Source organism: Streptomyces sp. NPDC033165, from assembly GCF_055577965.1.
In genome coordinates this window covers 449,312-472,433 of sequence record NZ_JBVIPK010000001.1, presented here as the reverse complement: position 1 = coordinate 472,433, position 23,122 = coordinate 449,312, and the positions used below count along the sequence as shown (strand labels likewise).

General features: G+C 72.5%; 19 protein-coding genes. 10 read left to right on the top strand and 9 right to left on the bottom strand.

From position 1 onward, the window contains the following. Positions 1-28 precede the first annotated feature (28 nt). Positions 29-1,720, top strand: a complete 1,692-nt coding sequence (locus ACZ5WC_RS02145) for an HtaA domain-containing protein (protein ID WP_468539023.1) — start codon at positions 29-31, stop codon at positions 1,718-1,720. 130 nt (positions 1,721-1,850) lie between these two features. Next, a complete protein-coding gene (locus ACZ5WC_RS02140; RefSeq protein ID WP_468539021.1) occupies positions 1,851-2,522 on the top strand; it encodes a PhzF family phenazine biosynthesis protein in 672 nt (223 codons plus the stop codon). Positions 2,523-2,562: 40 nt separating this feature from the next. On the opposite strand, the gene ACZ5WC_RS02135 is transcribed toward ACZ5WC_RS02140, so the two are convergent. The 3 genes from ACZ5WC_RS02135 to map all read right to left on the bottom strand — a co-directional run bounded on the left by ACZ5WC_RS02135 (position 2,563) and on the right by map (position 6,892). Next, a complete protein-coding gene (locus ACZ5WC_RS02135; RefSeq protein WP_468539020.1) occupies positions 2,563-4,761 on the bottom strand; it encodes a trypsin-like serine protease in 2,199 nt (732 codons plus the stop codon). Between the two features lie 400 nt (positions 4,762-5,161). Then, entirely contained in the window at positions 5,162-5,827 is a 666-nt protein-coding gene (locus ACZ5WC_RS02130) for a biliverdin-producing heme oxygenase (RefSeq protein WP_468539018.1), read from the bottom strand. A 207-nt stretch (positions 5,828-6,034) separates the two neighbouring features. After that, the gene (map, locus tag ACZ5WC_RS02125; protein ID WP_468539017.1) at positions 6,035-6,892 is read right to left on the bottom strand and encodes a type I methionyl aminopeptidase; all 858 of its coding nucleotides are present in this window, start codon (positions 6,890-6,892) and stop codon (positions 6,035-6,037) included. A 58-nt stretch (positions 6,893-6,950) separates the two neighbouring features. Here map and ACZ5WC_RS02120 point away from each other — a divergent pair, with 58 nt between their 5' ends. After that, positions 6,951-7,208: a hypothetical protein gene (locus ACZ5WC_RS02120; RefSeq protein WP_468539016.1), complete on the top strand. Its 258-nt coding sequence runs from the start codon at positions 6,951-6,953 to the stop codon at positions 7,206-7,208. A gap of 23 nt (positions 7,209-7,231) precedes the next feature. Here ACZ5WC_RS02120 and ACZ5WC_RS02115 read toward each other — a convergent pair whose 3' ends face one another. Beyond that, the gene (locus ACZ5WC_RS02115; protein ID WP_468539014.1) at positions 7,232-8,554 is read right to left on the bottom strand and encodes an MFS transporter; all 1,323 of its coding nucleotides are present in this window, start codon (positions 8,552-8,554) and stop codon (positions 7,232-7,234) included. Between the two features lie 95 nt (positions 8,555-8,649). Further along, positions 8,650-9,252 carry a hypothetical protein gene (locus ACZ5WC_RS02110; RefSeq protein ID WP_468539013.1) on the bottom strand — a complete coding sequence of 201 codons (603 nt, stop codon included), beginning with the start codon at positions 9,250-9,252 and terminating at the stop codon, positions 8,650-8,652. Positions 9,253-9,391: 139 nt separating this feature from the next. Between ACZ5WC_RS02110 and npdG the strand changes: the two genes are divergently transcribed. Both npdG and ACZ5WC_RS02100 read left to right on the top strand, forming a co-directional pair. Continuing rightward, a complete protein-coding gene (gene npdG / locus ACZ5WC_RS02105) occupies positions 9,392-10,102 on the top strand; it encodes an NADPH-dependent F420 reductase (protein WP_468539011.1) in 711 nt (236 codons plus the stop codon). Positions 10,103-10,208: 106 nt separating this feature from the next. Then, positions 10,209-10,391, top strand: coding sequence for a hypothetical protein (locus ACZ5WC_RS02100; RefSeq protein ID WP_096627608.1), 183 nt, complete (start codon positions 10,209-10,211; stop codon positions 10,389-10,391). 4 nt (positions 10,392-10,395) lie between these two features. Here ACZ5WC_RS02100 and ACZ5WC_RS02095 read toward each other — a convergent pair whose 3' ends face one another. After that, entirely contained in the window at positions 10,396-11,202 is an 807-nt protein-coding gene (locus tag ACZ5WC_RS02095) for a site-2 protease family protein (RefSeq protein ID WP_468539009.1), read from the bottom strand. A 152-nt stretch (positions 11,203-11,354) separates the two neighbouring features. Between ACZ5WC_RS02095 and ACZ5WC_RS02090 the strand changes: the two genes are divergently transcribed. Further along, positions 11,355-14,735, top strand: coding sequence for an AfsR/SARP family transcriptional regulator (locus ACZ5WC_RS02090; protein ID WP_468539007.1), 3,381 nt, complete (start codon positions 11,355-11,357; stop codon positions 14,733-14,735). A gap of 49 nt (positions 14,736-14,784) precedes the next feature. On the opposite strand, the gene ACZ5WC_RS02085 is transcribed toward ACZ5WC_RS02090, so the two are convergent. The 3 genes from ACZ5WC_RS02085 to panB all read right to left on the bottom strand — a co-directional run bounded on the left by ACZ5WC_RS02085 (position 14,785) and on the right by panB (position 17,746). Further along, positions 14,785-15,651: an ABC transporter permease gene (locus tag ACZ5WC_RS02085; protein WP_468539005.1), complete on the bottom strand. Its 867-nt coding sequence runs from the start codon at positions 15,649-15,651 to the stop codon at positions 14,785-14,787. Further along, on the bottom strand, positions 15,648-16,670 hold the full coding sequence (locus tag ACZ5WC_RS02080) for an ATP-binding cassette domain-containing protein (RefSeq protein ID WP_468539003.1): 1,023 nt from the start codon (positions 16,668-16,670) through the stop codon (positions 15,648-15,650). The genes ACZ5WC_RS02085 and ACZ5WC_RS02080 overlap by 4 nt, the downstream gene beginning before the upstream one ends. Before the next feature lie 194 nt (positions 16,671-16,864). Next, complete coding sequence (gene panB / locus ACZ5WC_RS02075) at positions 16,865-17,746, bottom strand: 3-methyl-2-oxobutanoate hydroxymethyltransferase (protein ID WP_096627611.1); 882 nt, start codon at positions 17,744-17,746, stop codon at positions 16,865-16,867. 178 nt (positions 17,747-17,924) lie between these two features. Here panB and ACZ5WC_RS02070 point away from each other — a divergent pair, with 178 nt between their 5' ends. The 4 genes from ACZ5WC_RS02070 to ACZ5WC_RS02055 all read left to right on the top strand — a co-directional run bounded on the left by ACZ5WC_RS02070 (position 17,925) and on the right by ACZ5WC_RS02055 (position 23,063). Continuing rightward, on the top strand, positions 17,925-19,538 hold the full coding sequence (locus ACZ5WC_RS02070; RefSeq protein WP_468539001.1) for a DHA2 family efflux MFS transporter permease subunit: 1,614 nt from the start codon (positions 17,925-17,927) through the stop codon (positions 19,536-19,538). 140 nt (positions 19,539-19,678) lie between these two features. After that, on the top strand, positions 19,679-20,350 hold the full coding sequence (locus ACZ5WC_RS02065; protein ID WP_468538999.1) for a TetR/AcrR family transcriptional regulator: 672 nt from the start codon (positions 19,679-19,681) through the stop codon (positions 20,348-20,350). Between the two features lie 232 nt (positions 20,351-20,582). Then, entirely contained in the window at positions 20,583-21,608 is a 1,026-nt protein-coding gene (locus ACZ5WC_RS02060) for an endonuclease/exonuclease/phosphatase family protein (RefSeq protein ID WP_468538998.1), read from the top strand. 210 nt (positions 21,609-21,818) lie between these two features. Next, positions 21,819-23,063: an MFS transporter gene (locus tag ACZ5WC_RS02055; RefSeq protein WP_468538996.1), complete on the top strand. Its 1,245-nt coding sequence runs from the start codon at positions 21,819-21,821 to the stop codon at positions 23,061-23,063. Positions 23,064-23,122 lie beyond the last annotated feature (59 nt).

The following is a 23,122-nucleotide window of genomic DNA, read 5'->3' as shown; positions in this document are numbered from 1 at the left end:
CCTCTGTCCCCATAGGAGACCCACCGACATGGCAGCAACTCGCCGCCCGATAGCCCTCGCCGCAGCCGTCGCCACGGCGGCCGCCCTGGGCGCGACCTTCGCCCTCCCGGCCCTCGCGGCCGACGGCCCCTCCCCGAAGGGCGCCGCCGCCGGCGCCCCTTCGGTGACCTACCAGCTGGAGTCGGGCACCTTCGACTGGGGTCTCAAGGAGTCCTTCCGCGCCATGATCGACCGGTTCGGCGGCACCGCCACGCTGGCCGACGGAGCCACGCGGAACGAGGACGGCTCGTACAAGTTCCCCCTGGACAAGGGCGAGTACGCACTCGGCACCCACGCCGTGACGTCCTCCTTCAAGGGCAGCGTCCACTACGAGGCGCACGGCGGCGTCCTGGACATCAAGCTGTCCGACGTCAAGGTCCTCACGGTCGGCAAGAGCGGCAGGATCACCGTCGACGTGACCACCAAGTCCCCGGGCAAGGACGCCGTCGTCACCGACGACCTGGCGATGGCCGATCTCGACCTCACCGACGTCAAGGCCTCGAACGGCGCGGACGGCATGAAGTTCGCGAACATCCCCGTCACCTTCACCAAGGAAGGCGCGGCGGTCTTCGGTCCGTCCTACGAGGAGGGCGAGCCGATCGACCCGGCCACCCTGACGGTCAAGCCCCTCGCCACGACGCCGACCGAGCAGCCCACCGGCAAGCCGACCGAGCAGCCCACGGGCGAGCCGACGGGTCAGCCGACCGGCAAGCCGACGGGTCAGCCCACGGGACGGCCGACGACTGAGCCGAGCACCGACCCCACCCCGTCCGCCTCCGAGACCGCCGAGCCCACCAGCGGCCCGGTCGTCGACGGCACCCTGGACTGGGGTGTCAAGGAGTCCTTCCGCTCCTACGTCGTCGGCCCGATCGCGCACGGCAAGGTCGAGACGAGCGGCGGCGCCGCCACCGTCACCGACGGCTACCGCTTCAGCAAGGCCACCGGGCACCTCGACGCCGACAAGAACACGCTCAACGCCGCGTTCAAGGGCAAGGTGCGCTTCCTGGGCCACGAGACGAACGGCGAGTACGTCCTCGACCTCTCCCTCAGCAACCTGAAGGTCGACATCGAGGGCACCTCCGGCAAGCTCCTGGCCGACGTCTCCGCCAAGAACCGCGGCACCGGCAAGGTCGCCGAGCACACCGGCCTGGCTCTCGCGGACCTGAAGGTGCCCGCGGGCGCGCTCGCCGCCAAGGACGGCATCGTGTACCTCAAGGGCATCCCGGCGACCCTCACCGAGGCCGGTTCGCAGGCGTTCGAGGGCATGTACAAGAAGGGCGACGAGCTCGACGCCCTGAACGTGGCGGTCTCCCTCGACGAGGACGCGCAGCTTCCGGGCGGTTCGACGGGCTACGAGAACTGCGCCGCGGCCGAGGCGGCCGGAGCGGCTCCCATCAAGAAGGGCGAGGCGGGCTACTCGACCGACCTCGACGCGGACGGTGACGGCATCGCCTGCGAGTCCGGCGAATCCACCGGCGGTTCCACCGCGGGCGGTTCGACCACCGGCGGCGGCACGGTCGGCGGCTCCACCACCGGCGGTTCGGTCGGCGGCTCCGGCGCGCTGGCCGCCACCGGCTCCGACGTCCCGACCGGCGCCCTGATCGCCGCCTCGGGCGTCGTCGTGGCGGCCGGTGCCGGTGTCGTGATCGCGGCGCGCCGTCGCCGTAACGCCACCGCCTGACCGACCGGCACCCCCGCACCACCTGATCGACCCGCAGGGCCGTACCGGCAGCAGCAGTGCTCCCGGCGCGGCCCTGCGGCCGTAACCACTCGGTTCCCGTGCCGCCGTCCGGCAGTGCTTGAATGCCCCCGTGAACGACTACGACGTACCCCCGGGCATCGACGTCCTGCGGGTGTTCTGCGGGCCCGACGGACGCCACGGCAATGCCCTCGGGGTCGTACGCGACGGAAGCAGCCACCCCGACGAGCCCTCCCGGCAGCGGCTCGCCCGGCAACTCGGCTTCAGTGAGACCGTGTTCGTCGACGACCCGGAGCGCGGGCGGGTGGACATCCACACGCCGGGGCTGCGGCTGCCGTTCGCCGGGCACCCGCTGGTCGGCACCGCGTGGCTGCTGGACCTGGAGATCCTGGAGCTGGACGTCGGGGAGGTGTTCGCGCGCCAGGACGGGGAGTTCACCTGGATCACCGCCCGCCCCGAGTGGGCCCCGCCGCGCACGCTCCAGCAGTACGCGACGGCGGAAGTGGTGGAGGCGCTGCCCGGGCCGCCGCCCGGCGAGGGCTGGCTCTACGCCTGGGCCTGGGAGGACGAGGCGGCCGGGCGGGTGCGTGCGCGGGCCTTTCCCCGGCGCGGCGGGGGCATCGTCGAGGACGAGGCGACCGGGGCGGCGGCCATGCTGCTGAGCGCGCACCTCGGCCGGGCCCTGAACATCAGACAGGGACGCGGCTCCCAGATCCTCACCGCTCCCGCGCCGGACGGCACGGTGGAGGTCGGGGGCCGCGTCCTGATGGCCGCCCGGGGCTGAACCCCGGACGGCCGTTGTTCCGGCGTCGGTCAGTGACCGCCTACTGGATCGCGCTGCCGAACGCCTCGCCGGCGGCCGGGAGACCGCCCTTGCCCGGCTCGTAGCTGGTCACGGGCTGGACCGGGCCGCCGGTGACGTTGGACCACGGCATCAGATGCGCGGCGCCACGGGCACCCGGACCGTCGGGCATGCCGATGTACAGGTGCGTCGGGGTGGCCGTGATGCTGCTGCCGACGAACTGGTTGGTGCCGGGGGTGCCCGGCAGACCGGGAGCGCCGCCCGGGGAGATCCAGCGGTCCGCGGTGCCGGGGGCGCCGAGCAGCGAGAACTTCTGGATGGCGCCGGAGTCCACGACCGCGCCCTCGTTCTCGCCCGGAATGCCGACGGCCAGCAGCATCGTCGCGGTCGTACCGACGTTCCTGGGACGGGTGTTGACGACGGAGACCTGCTCGCCGAACCGGTCGCCCGCCTCGGCGGCCCCGGTGACGTCCGCCTTCTCCTGGTGGATGTCCTGGAGCTCGCTGACCGTGCCGCCCGCCGTGATGCGCAGGGTGACCACCCGGCCCGCGTTCGTCTTGTTCACGTCCGAGACCTTGAGGCCCTCGCCCGGGGAGCCGACGGCGAGGATCGAGTCGCTGTCGGTGGCGGCCCCTTCCGGCCGGTACGAGGTCATCGACAGGGCCTTGCCGAACAGGTCGTTCGCCTCGCTCACGCCGCTGATGCCCGCGGTGTCCTGGTGGAGCGCCTTGACCGGGGTGGGGATCTTGTTGGCGCTGAGGTCGTGCTTCAGGATCTGGATGGCGCCGGTCTTCGCGATGGTGCCGATGGCCTCGTTGGGGACGCCGATCGCCAGGTGGTTCGGCGAGCCCGCGACGGAGTAGCCGAACTGGTCGCCCTTCTCCGCGGCCCCCGGGACGGACGAGTTGTTCTGGTTGATCGCGACGTTCGTGTCGCCCCGCAGGTAGATCGCGCTGCCCGCGTCGGCGACGCTGCCCAGGTCCTCACCGGGCACGCCGATCAGGATGTACGGCTCACCTGCCGCGGTCTTCCCGGCGGCGACGGAGAAGCCCATGTGGTCCTTGGTCTCGGAGGCCGAGCCGAGGAGCGCTCCGGCTCCCCTGCCCTGCTCGAACCAGGTCCCGGCGCGGCCCTTGCCGAGCCCCGCGGGCGAACCGTAGACGATCTGGACCGCCCCGGCGTCGGCGACCTTGCCGATGTCCTCCTTGGGCACGCCGACCACCAGGTCGGTGTAGCCGTCGGCGTTGTAGTCCACCGTGGCCAGCGCGGTACCGAAGCCGTCGCCCGCCTCGGGTCCGCCGTTGACGCCGGGAGCGCCCTGGACCAGCTCGGAGACGCCCGCGCCGTTGCCGTACACCACGCGGACCAGTCCGGCACCGGCCGCGCCGGCCACCGCGGCCTTCGGGTCGGCGACGGCCACGTCGCGGTGGCCGTCCCCGTTGAAGTCGACGAACGGGGCGGCCGTCACGGTCTCGGTGACCCATGCGTGCAGATCGTCGACCCGGCTCTCCACCGCGCCGGTACGGGTCTCCTCCTCCGCAGTGCCGAAGCAACCACCCTGCCAGGAGCGGCTGTTGACGGCGACGAGCTCGACGTTCCCGCCCTGCTCGCGCAGCATCGGGCCACCGGTGTCACCGGCGCACACGGCGGCGCCGTCCAGGCCGGTGACGTTCACGCTGGTCGCGTCGGCCTGGTCGACCGAGAAGCGGCCCTGGTGCATCTTCACCGGGGCCCACTCGTCCGCGGTCCGGCCGAAGCCGGTCCCGGTGAGGGTCTCGCCCGGGGCGGGCGGCGTCGCGGTGAGAGCCGCCGGGGCGATGGTGGTGACCGGCCTGGCCAGCCGGGCGAGCACCAGGTCCCGGTCGGCGCGGGGTACCAGCTCGACCACCGTGCGGACCTGGCCCGCGGTGGTGGTGGTGTCGGTGCGGCCGATGACGGCCGTGGTGGCGTCCTTCGGCGCTCCCGGCGGGAGCTGGAGGGCCCCGGCCGGGTTGTCCACGAAGCAACTGGCCGCCGTCAGGATCCAGTCGCGGTCGACCAGCGTGCCGGAGCACGCGCGCTTGCCGTCGCCTATGTCCAGACGGGCGGTGAACGCGTACGCGTTGTTCGCGGACGGGGTTCCCACGATGGCATGGGCCGCGGGGGCGAGGAGGGTACCGGAGACGAGAGCCGCTGCCAGCAGGCCGCTCGTCACAGCCGCACGGGGGCGGAGGTGGGGCACGGTGGTATTTCCTGTCGGTAGGTGTGGTCGGTACGGGAAACACCCCGGAAGCCCGAAGCCCGAAAAGGAGCGATCGGGCCCGGGTGGTGGTGTCGCCCGCGCTGGACATGACCCGGCGGCGGAATACCCCTTTCAGGCATGGCACCCACGCATAAGAAGGCCCCCCGCCCGGATGTCATGTGAAAGTGAAGTGAAGACGGTGTCGGAATCTACCCGCAGGTCGATGGGGCGTCAAACCTCTGGCGGCAACACTGTATTGCTCTTTTAGGAGGGCGAAAAAAGGGAAAATGGGGAAAAGAGGGAAAGGGGACGGCTCCACCGGAACCTCCGGTGGAGCCGTACGTTTCACGCCGTATGGATTTACGCGCCGGTGCTCAAGTGCCGTTCCCTCACGCGATATTCACGCGCTGCGCGGGAAGGCCTCGCCTAGCTCGCGGAAGACCGCGGTGTTCAGCGCGAAGGCCCGCTTGCACTCCTCGATGATGCGCTGCTTCTCCAGGTCGTCCGCGTTCACCGCGTCCAGCAGTTCGCGGTAACTCCGCTTGAAGGCGGCCGGGTTGGTGATCTGTTCGAAGACGTAGAAGCGCACGCCGTCGCCCTTGCGCTCGAAGCCCCAGGTCTTCTCCGCCTTGTCGCGGATGATCTGACCGCCCGAGAGGTCCCCGAGGTAGCGGGTGTAGTGGTGGGCGATGTATCCGGCGGGCCAGGTGCGCGCGCACTCGGCGACCCGGGCGGCGTACGCGGCGGTGGCGGGCAGCGCCTCCAGGCCCTCGCGCCAGTTCTCTCCGCGCAGGTGCGCCAGGTCGCGTTCCAGCTGGGTGGAGCGCATCAGCTCGGGCTGTATGAACGGGCCCGCGACCGGGTCGTCGCGCAGGGCCTCCGCGCCCTCCTCCAGTGCCCGGTACACGAACCACAGCTGCTCGGTGTAGCGCGTGTACGCGTCCACTCCCAGCCGCCCGCCCAGCAGGTCACCCATGAAGGTCGAGGTCTCGGCCTCGGTGTGCTGCTCGTGCGACGCGGTGCGGATGAGCGTCGAGAAGGGAGTGACGGTGGCGGTTGCGTCCAAGGCGGGCCTCCGGGGACCGAGGGGGACGGGAAGTCCAGAAAGAGACGGAAATATCGGCAGGCGACCGCCGCGACGGTGCGGCGGTGCGGCCGATACGCCCGATCCTCCTACTTAGGCTTACCTAAGTCAACTGGTTCCCGACTGCTTGTCGGTAAAAAACTACGCCCCGAAGGTCGGAAATGGGTGCTTAAAGGTTTTTTTGGGTGATTACGGGAGGGTGAGGATCTCCGCTCCGGTCTCCGTGACGACCAGCGTGTGCTCGAACTGGGCCGTCCGCTTCCGGTCCTTCGTCACCACGGTCCAGCCGTCCTCCCACATGTCGTACTCGTGGGTGCCCAGCGTCAGCATCGGCTCGATGGTGAACGTCATCCCGGGCTGCATCACCGTGGTCGCGTGCGGGCTGTCGTAGTGCGGGATGATCAGACCGGAGTGGAACGAGGAGTTGATCCCGTGCCCGGTGAAGTCGCGCACCACTCCGTACCCGAACCGCTTCGCGTACGACTCGATGACCCGGCCGATGACGTTGATCTGCCGCCCCGGCCTGACCGCCTTGATGGCCCGGTTGAGCGACTCCCGGGTGCGCTCGACGAGCAGCCGGGACTCCTCGTCGACCTCGCCGCAGAGGTAGGTGGCGTTGTTGTCGCCGTGCACCCCGTTGATGTACGCGGTGACGTCCAGGTTCACGATGTCCCCGTCGCGCAGCACGGTGGAGTCGGGGATGCCGTGGCAGATGACCTCGTTGAGGGAGCTGCACAGCGACTTCGGGAAGCCCCGGTAGCCGAGCGTCGAGGGGTACGCGCCATGATCGATCATGAACTGGTGCGCGACCCGGTCGAGCTCGTCCGTGGCGACGCCCGGGGCGATGTGCTTGGCGGCCTCCTCCATGGCCTGCGCGGCGATACGGCCCGCGACGCGCATCCGCTCCACGGTATCGGCGTCCTGGATCTCCGGGCCGGTGTACGGCGTCGGGGCCGGCTTCCCCACGTACTCGGGGCGCCGGATGTTTCCGGGTACGGAACGGACGGGAGTGATCTCCCCTGGTACGAGAAGCGACTGGCCAGACATGCCAGCGAGTCTAACCAGCGGCTCCGGGGCACCATGGCGATAAGGAAAGGAGCCGTCGATGGCCCTGTTCAAGAAGCGCACGGTCGGCAAGCCGGGCGAGTGGTACTACTGCCTCCAGCACAAGAAGGTCGAGGAAGGCCCGGAGTGCCCGGCGCTGAACCGGTTCGGCCCCTACACCTCCCGCGAGGCGGCCCAGCACGCGATGGACACGGCGCGCGAACGGAACCTCCAGTGGGAGACGGACCCGAAGTGGCACGACGAGGACAAGGGCACATCAGGCCCGTCCGGCGAGAACCCCAGCACGTCCGGCGACTGAGGAGCGGGGTGCGGAGCCCCGGGTCACCCCTCCACCCGGGCCTCCCGCCTCCGTATGGCGTCCTCGTCCGTCTCCGAGTCGTACCGCACCAGCTTCGGCAGCGCGGCGGTCAGCAGCGCCACCGACGCCACGCACGCCACCCCGCCCGTCCAGATCGCCGACCGGGTCCCGGTCCAGCCCGCCATCGCCCCGGCCCGCACCTGCCCCAGCTGCGGGCCGATGCTGTACGAGAGCACCTCGATGCCCGCGAGACGGCCCCGCAGCTCCTCCGGGATCGTCTGGTTCCAGATCGTCGCGCGCCCCAGCCCGCTCAGCATGTCGCCCGCCCCCGCCACCGTGAGGCACAGCAGCACCACCCACACGCTGGAGAACCAGCCCGCCGCCGCGATCGCCAGCCCCCACGCCGCCGCCCCGAACACCACGAACAGCCCGTGCCTGCGCACCCGGGACGTCCAGCCGCTGGTCAGCCCCAGCGCCAGCGAGCCGACCGAGCCCGCCGCGTACATCAGGCCCAGCGACCACTCGGCGTCCAGCTCGTCGGCCAGGAACGGGAAGATCGTGTTCGGGAAGGCGAAGAACATCGCCGCCAGGTCGATCGCGTACGTCCCCAGCAGCACCGGCCGGCTCCAGGCGTACCGCGCCCCCTCCACGATCCCGCGCAGCGACGGCTTCGCCGCGTCGCCGGCGGGCGGCGCCGGGGCCAGGCGCAGACAGAGCACGACCGAGACGGCGAACGTGCCCACCGTCACCGCGTACGCCGTGCCGTGACCGGCGTACGCCACCACCAGACCGGCCAGCGCCGGGCCCGCGATCGCCCCGATCTGCCAGCGCAGCGAGTTCAGCGCGGCCGCCGCCGTCTGCTGGGCGTGCGGCACGATCCGGGCCATCAGCGAGTCCAGCGCGGGCCGCTGGAGCCCGGCCAGCGCCGACACCCCGCCCGCCACCACGTACAGCGGCCACAGCAACGGCTCCGGCAGCAGGGCGTTCACCAGCAGGACCACCGCGAGCACACCGAGTCCTGCCTCGGTCAGCAGGATCACCCGGCGCCGGTCCACCGAGTCCGCGAGCGCCCCGCCGTACAGCCCGAAGACCACCAGCGGCACCAGTTCCACCGCGCCCATCGCCCCGACCGCGAGCGGCGAGCCGGTGAGGTCCTTGATCTGGAGCGGCAGCGCGATCAGCGCCATGAAGCTGCCGAAGTACGTGATCAGCCCCTGGACCCACAGCAGCCGGAAGTCCGCCGAGGACCGCCACGGCGAGAGGTCCGGCAGCAGCGCGCGGAGCCGCGCCGACGGCGGCGAAGAGGCGGAGTCCGGCGAGGAGGGGGAAGGCGGTGCTGAGGTCACGAGGGGCCATGCTCGGTACTGCTGGGTGCCCAAAGCAACCGGATTTCGGGGCGAGCGGCCCGACCGCCCCGGAATCCGGGCAGCCGCGGCGCGCGCTACCAGCCGGCGGGCGGCGGCTGGGTCAGCTGGTCGGCGAGCCGGGCGAGCCGGTCCCGGAAGGTGCGGCGGCCGCGCGCCGGAGGCGCCCCGTTCTCCCCGGCGGCCGCGCTGACCAGGTGCTGCACGAGGTCCAGGTCCACATCGTCGGTCCCGCCGACCGCCAGCGACTCGTGCGCCAGGGAGCCGACCTCCGGATCGCCGCCGTCCAGGGTGAGCACCCGCGCCCCCGCCCGCCGCGCGTCGTGCACCCGCTCCAGCAGCCCGCTCTCCGGCCGTTCCGGCGCGACCAGCAACAGCGTCTCGCGCCGGCCCGCCGCCTCGATCCGGCCGAGGCCCACGGCCAGATGCGCCGGATCGCCGGGCGCCACCCGGTGCCGTACGAGCGTGGGCACCAGTTCCGGCAGCCCCGACCACGCGGACTCGTCGGTCAGATGGGCCGCCAGATGCCACGGCTCGTACCGCTCCGTCCCCACCAGGAGCAGCCCGCCGCCCTGCGGGAGGACGGACGCGCGCAGGGCCAGCGCGAACCGGCGGGCGGAGTCCGGCCACCCGGTCCCGGCCAGTACGTCACGGAGCAGGGCGACACGTACGGCATCCATGGCCCGGCATCCTGCCCCGCGCCCAGCCCCGGCCGGGCCCGTCGCCCTCCCCCTCACCCGAACGGGGGACCGGGCGGTGAGCGGGACCGCGTGCCCGGGGGCGGCCGCACGGCCGCTACCTGGCAGTAGGGTCGGCCCCATGACTACACAGGACAGCGGCAGCGCGCCCAAGCCCCCCGTCAAGGACCCCTGGGACCTTCCCGACGTCTCCGGCCTGAGCGTCGGCGTGCTCGGCGGGACCGGCCCGCAGGGACGCGGTCTCGCCTACCGGCTCGCCCGCGCCGGACAGCGGGTCACCCTCGGCTCCCGGGACGCGGCGCGGGCCGAACAGGCGGCGGCCGAGCTGGGCTTCGGCGTCGAGGGCGCGGACAACGCGGAGTGCGCCCGGCGCAGCGACATCGTGATCGTCGCGGTGCCGTGGGACGGTCACGCCAAGACGCTGGAGTCCCTGCGCGGGGAGCTCGCGGGCAAGCTCGTGATCGACTGCGTCAACCCCCTCGGCTTCGACAAGAAGGGCGCCTACGCCCTCAAGCCGGAGGAGGGCAGCGCCGCCGAGCAGGCCGCCGCCCTGCTGCCGGACTCCCGGGTCACCGCGGCCTTCCACCACCTCTCCGCGGTGCTGCTCCAGGACGAGTCCATCGAGGAGATCGACACCGACGTGCTGGTCCTGGGCGAGGCGCGTGCCGACACGGACATCGTGCAGGCGCTGGCGGGCCGCATCCCCGGGATGCGCGGCATCTTCGCGGGCCGGCTGCGCAACGCCCACCAGGTCGAGTCGCTGGTGGCCAACCTGATCTCGGTCAACCGCCGCTACAAGGCGCACGCCGGGCTCCGCACCACCGACGTCTGACGTCACCCGCACCCCGGCATCCGGAGGCCCGGGCCCGAGGCGGGGCACAACGGGGCATGGGGGACACTGGACGGGACCGCGACCGTTCCCGACAGGAGCCGCCCCCATGCCCCGTCTCGCTCTCCTCGCCCTCGCCGTCTGCGTCCTCGCCGTCGCAGCGGCCGTGATCTCCTTCGTCCAGGGCAGCCTGCTCGGGATCATCTGGGTGCTGATCGCGGGGCTGTCGTCGAACATGGTCTGGTTCTACGTGCGCAAGCACCGCATGACCGCTTCCGAAGCCGCTCGCTGACCCGTCACCCCACCGCGCAGGCCGGGTCCTGCTCGTCGAAGAACGCCTTCCAGAATCGGTAGGTGTCCAGGCCGCAGTAGCGCTGGACCTCGTCGACCCCCAGGGCCCGCAGCAACGCGTCGATCCCGTCGAAGAACGCGATGTTCACGCCGGGAATCCACAGGACGGCGAACACCGCGATCAGCCCGAACGGCGCGATCGGCTCCACCTGGCGGCGGATCCGGTACGAGAGCCAGGGCTCGATCACCCCGTAGCCGTCCAGCCCCGGGATCGGCAGGAAATTCAGGATCGCCGCCGTCACCTGGAGCATGGCCAGGAACGCCAGCGCGTACTGGAAGGCGAGCGGCACCCCGTCGAGCGCGTCCAGCCAGAACGGGGCGGTGCACACGATCGCGAACGCCACGTTCGTCAGCGGACCCGCCGCCGAGATCAGGCTGTGCCTCCACCGGCCGCGGATGCGGGCCCGCTCGATGTAGACCGCGCCGCCCGGCAGCCCGATCCCACCCATGATCACGAAGAGGACGGGCAGCACGATGCTGAGCAGCGCGTGCGTGTACGTGAGCGGGTTGAGCGTCAGATAGCCCTTCGACCCGACCGAGAGATCCCCGCTGTGCAGCGCGGTGCGGGCGTGCGCGTACTCGTGCAGGCAGAGCGAGACGATCCAGGCTCCGGTGACGAACAGGAAGACCGCGAAGCCCGTGGCGTCCGCGAAACCCGTCCACACCGCCCAGCCCGCGACGGCGGTGACGGCGACGATGCCGAGGAAGACCGGGCTGATCCTCCGGTCGCCACGGGTGGCTGCGGTGGTCATCGGCACACACTCCTGGAACGGGGGACTGGAGGGCTGGGGCTGGGCGGCGACGGCGGCCACGGCAGTGGCCGACAGGGCGGGAACGTCGGGAACCGGTGCCGGAGTTCCACCCTGTCAACGCCGCGCCGCGGTTGGTCACGGACAATGGGCCCGTGCGCTACTGCATCCTCGGCACCACCCGGGCACTCCGCGACGACGGTACGGCCGTCGCCCTCGGCGGGGCGCGGCTGCGCGCCCTGCTGACCGTCCTCGCGCTGCGCCCCGGGCGTGCCGTCCCCGCCGGGGTCCTGGTCGACGAGGTGTGGGACGGCGACCCGCCCGCCGATGCGACCGGCGCCCTCCAGGCCCTGGTCGGGCGGCTCAGGCGGGTGCTCGGCCGGAGCGCCGTCGAGTCCGTGGAGAGCGGATACCGGCTCGCCGCCGAGCCGGACGCTGTGGACCTGCACCGCTTCGAGCGGCTGGCGGGGGAGGGGAGCCGGGCGCTGGAGCAGGGCGACCCGGCCAAGGCCGTCACCGTCCTCGACCAGGCTCTCGCGCTCTGGGCCGGGCCCCCGCTCGCCGACCTGCCCGACCGTACGGCGCCCGCCTCCCGCCTGGAGTCCCGCAGGCTCGGCGCCCGTCGGGCCCGGCTGGAGGCGCTGCGCGTGCTCGGGCGGGCGGACGAGGCCCTGTGGGAGCTGACCGCGCTCTGCGCCGCCCACCCGCTCGACGAACCGCTCCAGGCACAGCGCGTCAGGGCCCTGCGGGACGCCGGACGCACGGCCGAGGCGCTGGCGGCGTACGACGAGGTGCGCACCGCGATCGCCGAGCGCCTCGGCACCGACCCCGGGCCCGAACTGCGCGGCCTGTACGGAGAACTCCTCCACCAGGGACCGGCCGCGCCCGCCCCGGAGCCCGCGTCGGCCTCCGGGGGGACGCCCGAGGCCGGGCAACGGCCCGCCCCCGCGAGCCCGTCGCCCCCGCATGGGAACCTCCGCGCCCGGCTCACCAGCTTCGTCGGGCGCGCCCCCGACATCGCCGCCCTCCGTGAGGACCTCACCCGTACCCGGCTCGTCACCCTCCTCGGCCCCGGCGGCGCGGGCAAGACCCGGCTGTCCCAGGAGACCGCGGAGGCGGCCGCCGAGGCCTGGCCCGACGGTGTCTGGCTCGCGGAGCTGGCCCCCGTGGACGATCCGGACGCCGTGCCCGAGGCCGTACTCGGTGCGCTCGGGGCCCGCGAGACCGTGCTGCGCGGGGCCGGGGCCGGGGAGTTGCGCGCCGTCGACCGAACCGGCGACGACCCCCTCGTACGCCTCACCGAGCACTGCGCTCCGCGCCGGATGCTGCTGCTCCTGGACAACTGTGAGCACGTCATCGGCGCGGCGGCCGCCCTCGCCGACCATCTGCTGGCCCACTGCCCCCGGCTCACCGTCCTCGCGACCAGCCGCGAACCCCTCGGCGTACCGGGCGAGTTCGTGCGCCCCGTGGAACCGCTGCCCGACCCGATGGCGCTGCGCCTGCTCGCCGAGCGCGGGGCCGCCGCCCGCCCCGGCTTCCGCACCGACGCGGACGAGGCGACCGCGGCCGCCTGCGCCGAGATCTGCCGGCGGCTCGACGGGCTGCCGCTCGCCATCGAACTGGCCGCGGCCCGCCTGCGGATGCTCACCCCGCGCCAGATCGCCGACCGGCTGGACGACCGCTTCCGCCTCCTCACCAACGGCAGCCGGACCGTGCTGCCCCGCCAGCAGACCCTGCGCGCGGTCGTCGACTGGTCCTGGGAGCTGCTGGACGGGGCCGAACGGGCCGTCCTGCGCCGCCTCGCCGTCTTCGCGGGCGGCTGCTCGCTCGCCGCCGCCGAGGAGGTCTGCTCCCTGCCCGCCCCGGACGACGGTGTCGCCGTCGACTCCCTCGACGTCGCCGCCCTGCTCGGCTCCCTGGTCGACAAGTCCCTCGTCGTCGCCGCGCCCGGCCAGGACGCGGAGATGCGCTACCGGCTGCTGGAGACCGTCGGGGAGTACGCCGCCGAGCGGCTGGCGGAGGCGGGCGAGCGGGACGCCGTCGAGCGGCGCCACCTGGTCCACTACCGGGAGTTCGCCCGCACCACCGGGCCGAAGCTGCGCGGCGCCGGCCAGCGGGAGGCCACCGGGCTCTTCCGTCGCGAGTACGAGAACCTGCGCACCGCCCTCCGGCACGCGGTCGCGGCCCGTGAGGAGGAGGAAGGACTCTGCATCGTCCTCTCGATGGCCTGGTACTGGCTGATGCACGAACTGAACGCCGACGCCCGTCAGTGGTCCGGGGCGGTGACCGCTCTCGGCCCTGACCCGTTCGCCCCGCCCGGCGTCCAGGCCCCCTCCCTGCTGGAGCGGACCACCGACCGGCCGCCGCCCTGGGAGCCGGAGCAGGTCGAGGAGGCTCGGCGCGGGGCGGGGCTGATCCGGATGGTCAGCATGGACCGCGCGATGGACGAGTGGCTCACCCCGCAGGGCCAGGAGCGGATGCGGATCATCGCCCGCACCTACCGGGCCGGGCAGCCCCAGGCCTGCCGTACACCCGGTGCGCTCTGGATGTTCGCGGTCCTGCTCACCGGCGAGGCCGACGAGATGCGGGAGGTGATGGACGAGACGGTCCGGTCCTCCCGGGAGTTCGCCCACGAATGGGAGCTGGGCGCCGCGCTGGACATCCGCGCCAAGGTACTGGCCAACCGCCCCGACTGGGCGGGCGAGGCGCTGGCCGACGCCGAAGAGAGCCTGGAGATCTTCGTCCGGCTCGGCGACGACTGGGGTGCGGCCGAATCGCTGTCCTCCCGGGGGGAGGCGAACGAGGGCAAGGGCCGGTTCGCCGAGGCCGCCGCCGACTATCTGGCCGCGATCGACTACGCACGGGCGCTCGGCGCCCACGCCCAGGTGGCCGTGTTGCGAGCCCGGTACGCCGGGGCCCTCACCGAACTCGACCGCTTCGACGAGGCCGAGGCCGTCCTGCGCGATGTCGTCGACGGCGGCCGGTTCGCCGGGCACCAGGCGATGCCGACCGCCCGGCTGCATCTGGGGTTCCTGTACGGCCGCGTGGGCCGGGTGGCCGAGGCACGGGAGCAGATCGTCCTGCTGCGTGATGAGTTCAGCTCCCGCACGATCGGGGTCTTCGACGGGTACGTGCTCGGGGTGCTGGCCTGGCTGGACAACCTGGTGGGTGATCATGCCTCCGCACTCGCCACCGGGCTGGACGCGCTGGCCCGCGCCCAGGACCGGCTCGCCAGGATGATGGCCCCGCAGATGGCGTCCAGACAGCTGATGACCATCGCCCGCGCCATCGCCGGACTCGACGCCCCCGGCGCCCCGGCCGCCGCGGCCCGGCTGCTCGGCCTCCAGGCGACCCTGGTGCCGGCCGGGCACGTGCCGACCGCCCTGGAGCGCCAGGGCCTCATCGAGGCCGAGGAAGCCGTGCGGGCCCGGCTCGACGACGACGCCTACACGGTGGCGTACGAGCAGGGCGGTGGCCTCACGATCGAGGAGGCCACCGCCCTGGCGGAGACGTACCGGAGGGACCCGCCGGCGTAGCCCCGGCCAGGGGCGCGGGTGCCCTGCCGGCGGCGAGCCCGCCCCTGCTTCAGGCCTTCCTGCGGAACCTGGCCACCGCCAGCGGCGCCATCACCACCGTGATCCCGGCGGCCCAGGCGAGCGTCCACCAGACCGAGTTCCCCGTCGGGCCGCCCAGCATGAGCCCGCGCGCCGCGTCCGCGAGGTTGGACAGCGGGTTGTAGTCGGTGAACGCCTGGAGCCAGCCCGGCATGGTCTGCGTCGGTGCGAAGATCGAGGAACCGAACTGAAGTGGCATCAGCACCAGCATTCCCATCCCCTGGACGGCCTGGGGCGTCTTCACGCTCAGCCCGAGCAGGATGAAGATCCACATGATGGCGGCGCCGAACGCCCCGGTCAGCGCGACCGCTCCGAGGAGTCCGTACACCGAGCCCTTCAGCTCCATGCCGAGGGCGAAGCCCATGGCGAGCAGGATGAGGATGGCGACCATCATCCGGCCCAGCTCGACCACGATCTTGGCGATGAGCACCGAGGAGCGCGCGATCGGCATCGTCCGGAACCGGTCCATGACGCCCTTGCGGAAGTCGTCGTTGACGCCGGTGCCGACGGCCATGGCGATGTTCACGCCCATCATCGCCATCAGTCCCGGGACCAGGTAGTTCAGATAGTCCTGCCTGTCCCCGCCGAGGCTGGCGCCGACCGAGCCGCCGAAGACGTACACGAACAGCAGCGTGAAGACGACCGGCATCAGAAGGACGTCGAACATCGACTCCGGGTCCTTCTTGATCTGGAGGAGATTGCGCCGGACCAGGGCGCCGACGTGCCGCAGGTTGGCCCTCAGCCCGATCCGGCCCTCCCCGGCCACCGCCGCCTTCGACGGTGCGGGGCCCGCGGGCCCCGCGGGCGCGGGGGTCAGGGTCGTGGTGGTGCTGCTCATGCGGCGACCTCCTGGGGAGCGGCGTCGGAGAAGGTGGATGCCTTGTCGCCGGTGATCGCGAGGAACACCTCGTCCAGGCTGGGCAAGGCGGTCGCGACATGGGCGAGGGGGAAGCCCCGGGCGCCCAGCAGCCCGATCACGGCGGTCAGCTGCTCGTCGCTGAGGATGGGCACGTACAGCAGCCCCTCGTCCGGTACGGCCTGCGCACCGGCGATCCCGTCGAGGCCGGCCTCCCGGATCGCCTGGGCCATCGCGGGCAGCTCCGCCGGGTCCGAGGGCCGGATGTGCAGTGTGCGGCCGCCGACCCTCGCCTTCAGCTCGTCCACCCCGCCCCGGGCGATGATCTTCCCCTTGTCGATGACCGTCAGCTCCTCGGCGAGCTGCTCGGCCTCTTCCATGTACTGGGTCGTCAGCAGTACGGTCGCGCCTTCGGCGACCATCCGCCGCACCTCGTCCCAGACCTCGTTGCGGGTCCGGGGGTCGAGCCCGGTCGTCGGTTCGTCCAGGTAGAGCACGGCGGGGCTGCCGATCATCGAGGCGGCCAGGTCGAGCCGCCGCCGCATGCCGCCGCTGTACTCCATACAGGCTCGCCTGGCGGCCTCGGTGAGCGAGAACCGCTCAAGGAGCTCGTCGGCCCGGGCCCGCGCCTGCTTGCGGGGCAGATCGAGCAGCCGCCCGATCATGTAGAGGTTCTCCCAGCCGGACAGCTTCTCGTCGACCGAGGCGTACTGCCCGGTCAGACCGATGGCGCGGCGCAGCCGGCGGGGCTGCTTGACCACGTCGAAGCCCGCGACGAGGGCGTGACCGGCGTCGGGGGTGACCAGCGTGGACAGGCAGCGTACGAGGGTGGTCTTGCCCGCGCCGTTGGGGCCGAGCACACCGAGCACGGTGCCCGCGCGGACATCGAGGTCCACACCGTCCAGTGCCTTGGTCTCGCCGTAGTGCTTGACCAGCCCCCGTACCTCGACGGCGTTCCGGCCGCGCTCGGGGTTCTTGTCGATTCGTTCCATGCCCACCATGGGACCAGGGCTCACCGACAGTTCACCGACAGGCCGCCGACAGGGGGCGGCCGGGCCGGAGAACGCGCGACAGCCCGCCGATGGGGGATGTCGGCGGGCTGTCGGTGGTGCGGGAAATGGTTCAGCGCGGGCCGGCGGGGCGGGCCTGCCCGTCAGCGGGAGGCGTGCCCGAGCGCGCCGGGCACCTCACCACCTCAGTGGAAGGTGTGCTCCGGCGCCGGGAACGTGCCGCCGACGACCTCGTCGGCGAACTCCTTCGCCGCGTCCCCGAGGACCTGGCGCAGATTGGCGTACTGCTTGGTGAAGCGCGGCACCTTGCCGCCGGTCAGCCCGACCATGTCGGTGTAGACCAGCACCTGCGCGTCGGTCCCGGAGCCGGCGCCGATGCCGACGGTCGGGATGTGCAGCGTACGGGTGACCTCGGCGGCCAGCTCGGCGGGTACGAGCTCCAGCACGACGGCGAACGCGCCCGCGTCCTGGACCGCCTTCGCGTCGCGCAGCAGCTGCTGGGCGGCCTCCTCGCCGCGGCCCTGGACCCGGTAGCCCATCGCGTTGACCGACTGCGGGGTCAGGCCGATGTGGCCCATGACCGGGATGCCCGCCTCGACCAGCAGGCGGATCTGCTCGTGGGACCGCTCGCCGCCCTCCAGCTTGACCGCGCCGACGCCCGACTCCTTGATCAGCCGGGTGGCGTTGCGCAGCGCCTGGACGGGGCCCTCCTGATACGAGCCGAAGGGCAGGTCGCCGACGATGAGGGCGCGCTTGGTGCCCCGTACGACGGCGGCGGACAGCATGGCGATCTCGTCCATCGTGACGGGCACGGTGGTCTCGTAGCCGAGGTGGCAGTTGCCCATGGAGTCCCCGACGAGCATGACCGGGATTCCGGCCTCGTCGAAGACGGACGCGGTCATCGCGTCGTAGGCGGTGAGCATGGGCCACTTCTCGCCGCGCTCGGTGGCGGCGGCGATGTCGTGGACGGTGATGCGGCGGGTGGACTTTCCTCCGTACAGCGCCTTGCTGCTGTCGGGGGAAGCACCTGCGCGGGAGGGCTGATTCTGCGCAGCCTGAAGCGACATGGCCAACGGCTCCTTCGTCATCTCGAGGCGCCCTGACGGCGTCCCCGGATCCCTTCCATGGTGGCATCCCGCCCGGGCGGACGGGAAGTGGGCCCGCACACGTCCGTCCGACGGCCGTTCGGCAAAGATTTAACAATACGAGACGGTCTCGTATCGAAATGAGGTTAGGCTCGTCCGCATGTCCCAACCGTCTCCCTCCTCCTCGCTGCCTCCCGCCGCGCCCCGCATACCCGAGGCGATCCACCGCCGCCGCTGGTGGATCCTCACCGTCCTCATGTTCAGCCTGCTCATCGTGGTGCTGGACAACTCGATCCTGAACGTCGCGGTCAAGACGATCGCGAGCCCCGCACCCACCGGCATCGGCGCCACCCAGAGCGAGCTGGAGTGGGCGATCAACTCCTACACGCTGGTCTTCGCCGGGCTCCTGTTCACCGCGGGCCTGCTCGGCGACCGCATCGGCCGCAAGAAGGTCCTCCTCGCGGGCATCCTGGTCTTCGGCATCGGCTCCGCGCTGGCCGCGCTCTCCGCCTCGCCCGGCGAACTCATCACCTGGCGCGCCCTGATGGGCTTCGGCGCGGCCTTCGTGATGCCCGCCACCCTCGCCGTCCTGATGAACGTCTTCGAACGCGACGAACAGCCCAAGGCCATCGGCATCTGGGCGGGCAGCGTGGGCCTCGGCATCGCCATCGGCCCGATCACCGGGGGGCTGCTCCTGGAGCACTTCTGGTGGGGCTCGATCTTCCTGGTGAACGTCCCCGTGGTGGTGATCGCCCTCGTCGCGATGGCGGTCCTGGTCCCCGACTCCCGCGACCCGGCCCCCGGCAAGGTCGACCCGCTGGGCGTCGTGCTCTCCATCGTCGGCCTGGTCCTGCTGGTGTACGGGATCATCCGGGGCGGCGAGCTGGCCGACTTCACCGACGCCACAGCGCTCCTCGCGATCGTCGGCGGGCTGCTGGTTCTGGCCGGATTCATCTGGCACGAGAAGCGCAGCAGCCACCCGGCCATCGACATCACGTACTTCCGCGAGCCCGCGTTCTCCGCCGCGGTCGCCGCCATAGCGCTGGTCTTCTTCGCGCTGATGGGCGTGACCTTCTTCTCGGCGTTCTACCTCCAGAGCGTGCGCGGCTACAGCGCCCTCCAGTCGGGCCTGCTGATCGTTCCGCTCGCGGCCGCACAGATGATCTTCGCGCCCCGGGCCCGGCTGGTCGTCGACCGCTTCGGCGCCCGTGCCGTCTGCACGGCGGGCATGCTGCTCGTCGCCGCCGGACTCGCGTCGTTCGCCCTGTTCGACGCCGGTACGCCGGTGTGGGTGCTGTGCCTCGTCTTCTTCGTCCAGGGCGCCGGGATGGCGCACATCATGCCGCCCGTCACCGTGGCCGTGATGCAGGCGCTGCCCCGCGAGAAGGCCGGTTCCGGTTCGGCCGTCAACAACACCTTCCGCCAGGTCGGCGGAGCCCTCGGCATCGCCGTCCTGGGCTCGGTGCTCTCCACCGTCTACCGGGGCGACATCGAGGGCCACCTCGGCGCGGTCCCGGCCGGGGCCAGGGAGCTGGCCGGCGAGTCCATCGAGGCCACGCTCGGGGTCGCCGAGAAGCTCGGCCCGGTGGCCGGAAAGCCTCTGGTCGCCGCCGCCCACGACGCGTTCATCAGCGCCATGCAGGTGACCGCGCTCGGCTCGGCGGCCGTCGCCCTGATCGGCGCGGTGGTCGTCGGCCTGTACCTGCCGGGGCGGACCCCCGCGGCCCCGGCGGAGCCGGCGCCCCGCGCCGCGGAGGAACCGGTGGGCCGCTGACCGCCGGGCAGATCCGCCGTGCCGCGCGCGGGTCGTCATCCACCGCCTTCCCGGTCGGCGAGAATCGGGCCGAAGGGCGGAGCCGTACGGCGGCGCCGGAGGGCGTACGCGTACGACAGCACGGAGAGAGGCGGCTTCAGGTGCGGGACCAGGACGACGGGCAGGACCGGGGCACGCCGCGGGACGGGGGCGAGCCGCCGGCCGGGGCGGCCGACCCGGAACCCCGCCGCGGCCGCCCCCGCTCCGCCGCGGCGGAACGCGCGATCCTGGACGCCGTCATCGCCCTCCTGGAGGCGGGCGAACCCCTGGCGGGCCTCTCCATCGAGCGCATCGCCCGTACGGCGGGCGTCGGCAAGGCCACCATCTACCGGCGCTGGTCCGGCAAGGAGGAGCTCTTCGTCGACGTCGTACGGGACATGGAACCCGACGACCCGCCCGTCTCCGGCACCGCAGGCCTCGCCGACCTGCGCGTCATGCTGGAATCCCTGCGCACCCGGGGTCTCGCCCAGCGCTCCTCGGTGCTGCTGCACAACATGTTCGCCCAGATGAAGAGCCACCCGAAGCTGTGGGACGAGTACTTCGGCACGGTGATCGCCCCCCGGCGCGTCGCGATGCTGGCGGCGGTGCGGCGCGCGGTCGCGGCGGGGGAGCTGCGCGACGACCTCGACGTGGAGCTGATCGACGACCTCTTCGTCGGCCCCATGCTCGTGCGCACGGTGCACCGCCCCTACGCGCCGCTCCCCGACGACCTCGCGGACCGCATCATCTCCGCCCTGCTCCAGGGCCTGGCGCCGGCGGGCGCCCGCGGCTGACACCCCGGCACTCCTCCGCCGCCCCCGCCCCGCCCCCGCTCCGGGCGAGTGTGATCGTTCTGTCACAGGCCCGTCCGCCCGGCCCGGACCGGGAACCCGCCGTCGCCGGTTCGTCGTCCTGCTCTCCGTACGGTCGCCGGTCGCCCGGGACGTCGGCGGCGGGAAAGACGCCGCCCATCACCTAGGGTCGAGAGCGCGGCGATGTGTAGGGCAAGGCAGTGAGGACAGCGCGATGGTGCAGGCGTACGGAGCGGACACGGGCAACGGCAGCGCGGAGCAGCCGCAGGCCGGGGAATCCCGCTTCGGGGGCCTGTGGACCAGACTGAAGCAGGACCGCGGCGTCTGGCGGCGCGGGATCGTCCTGGCCCTCTGCTCGGTGCTGCTGACCCTGCCGATGGTCGTCCACGCGCGGATCCCGAACCGCTTCGGCAACCTCGGCAGCCTCACCGAGACCTTCCTGCCGTGGATCGCCCTCTTCATCCCCCTCCTGCTGGTCCTGGCCCTGCTGCGGCGCTCCGCCACCGCGATCGTCGCGCTGCTGCTGCCCGCCGTGGTCTGGCTCAACGTGTTCGGCGGCCTCCTCACCGACAAGTCCGGCGCGGGCGGCGACCTCACCGTCGCCACCCACAACGTCAACGCCGACAACCCCGACCCCGGCGGCACCGCCGAGCAGGTCGCCGGTTCCGGGGCGGACGTCGTGGCCCTCCAGGAGCTCCCGGGCGGGCAGGTCTCCACGTACGAGAAGTCACTGGCCGACCGCTACCCGCACCACTCGGTCCAGGGCACCGTCGGGCTGTGGAGCAAGTACCCCCTCGCCGACACCAGGCCGGTCGACATCAAGATGGGCTGGACCCGGGCCATGCGCTCCACGGTCAAGGCCCCGCAGGGCGAGGTCGCGGTGTACGTGGCCCACCTGCCGTCCGTCCGCGTGAAGCTGCACGCCGGGTTCACCGCCAACCAGCGCGACGACAGCGCCGACGCGCTCGGCGAGGCCATCGCCGACGAACCCGTCAAGCGCGTCGTCCTGCTCGGCGACCTGAACGGCACGATGAACGACCGCTCGCTGAACGCGGTCACCTCGCAGATGCGCTCCACCCAGGGCGCGGCGGGCGACGGCTTCGGGTTCAGCTGGCCCGCCTCGTTCCCGATGGCCCGGATCGACCAGATCATGGTCAAGGGCGTCGAGCCGCGGGCCTCCTGGACCCTGGCGGCGACCGACAGCGACCACCTGCCGATCGCGGCCCGCGTGGAGCTGTGACGCACCCCGCCGAACGTCTGCGAGAATTTGTTCCAGTAACTTACATATAGCGGTGCCAGCCGCCGCCCGGTGACCCTCACCGAGGCGGCGGCTCGCTGTTCCGCGCGTGGCGGCTTCCCCGTTCCCGCCGCACGGGCTCGGCCGCACCGCTTTCCGCCGCACCGCTTCCGGCCGCACCGCTCACCGCTTCACCGTGAAAGGTCCCTCCCCATGCCTCTGGCCCTGCTCGCCCTGGCCGTGAGCGCCTTCGGCATAGGCACGACGGAGTTCGTCATGATGGGGCTGCTGCCCAACGTGGCGGACGACCTCGGCACGTCCGTGCCCACCGCCGGACACCTCGTGTCGGCATACGCGATCGGTGTCGTCCTGGGCGCGCCCCTGCTCACCGGACTCGGCTCCCGGGTCCCGCGCAAGCGGATGCTGCTGCTCCTGATGGCGCTGTTCACCGTGGGCAACCTGGCCTCGGCGCTCGCCCCCGACTTCGGCTGGCTGGTCGCGGGGCGCTTCCTCGCCGGACTCCCGCACGGCGCGTTCTTCGGCGTCGGCGCGGTGGTCGCCGCCCGGCTGGTCTCCGAGGGCCGTCAGGCGCGGGCCGTCGCGACGATGTTCCTCGGCCTGACGGTCGCCAACATCGTCGGCGTCCCCGCGGCCACCCTGCTCGGCCAGCACCTCGGCTGGCGGGCGACCTTCCTCGTCGTCGCCGCGATCGGCCTCGCCGCGATGGCCGCGCTGGCCCGCCTGGTGCCGCGTATCCCGGTCGAGGCACACCAGGACGTCCGCCGCGAACTGCGCGCCCTCGGTAACCGCCAGGTGCTCCTGGGTCTGCTCACCGCGGTCTTCGGCTTCGCCGGGGTCTTCGCGGTGTACTCCTACCTCTCGGCGATGACCACGAAGGCGATGGGCTTCGGCGAATCCTCCGTCACCGTCGTCCTGGCCCTCTTCGGCACCGGCATGACCCTGGGCGCCCTGGCCGCGGGCCCCCTCACGGACCGGGCCCTGCGCCCGACCCTGTACGGCTCGCTCGGCGCGCTCGCGGTGGTCCTGGCGGTGTTCCCGTTCACGGTGCACGTGCAGTGGGCGGCGCTGGTGATGGTAGTGCTGCTGGGCGGAGTCGGGTTCATGACGACGACCCCGCTCCAGATGCTGGTGATGAACAAGGCGAAGGACGCCCCGACCCTGGCCTCCGCCTCCAACCACTCCGCGTTCAACCTGGCCAACGCGGGCGGCGCCTGGCTCGGCGGCATGGCCATCGCGGCGGGCTGGGGCTGGACGTCCCCGGCACTCGTGGGCGCGGTGCTGGCGCTGGCGGGCCTGGCGATAGCGGCGACGGCGGGCCTCCTGGACCGGGCCCCGGGGAAGGCGTCCCGGGTGGTCGCGGGAGCCAGTGAGACCGGTCCGGCACCTCAGGCCCGTCCGGCGCATGGGGACAAGGCGGTCACCGGGCGCCCCCGGTGACCGCCGACCCGCCGAGACGACCCGCTGGTGGGTGTCCGGACAATCCCGGCGGGCGGCAC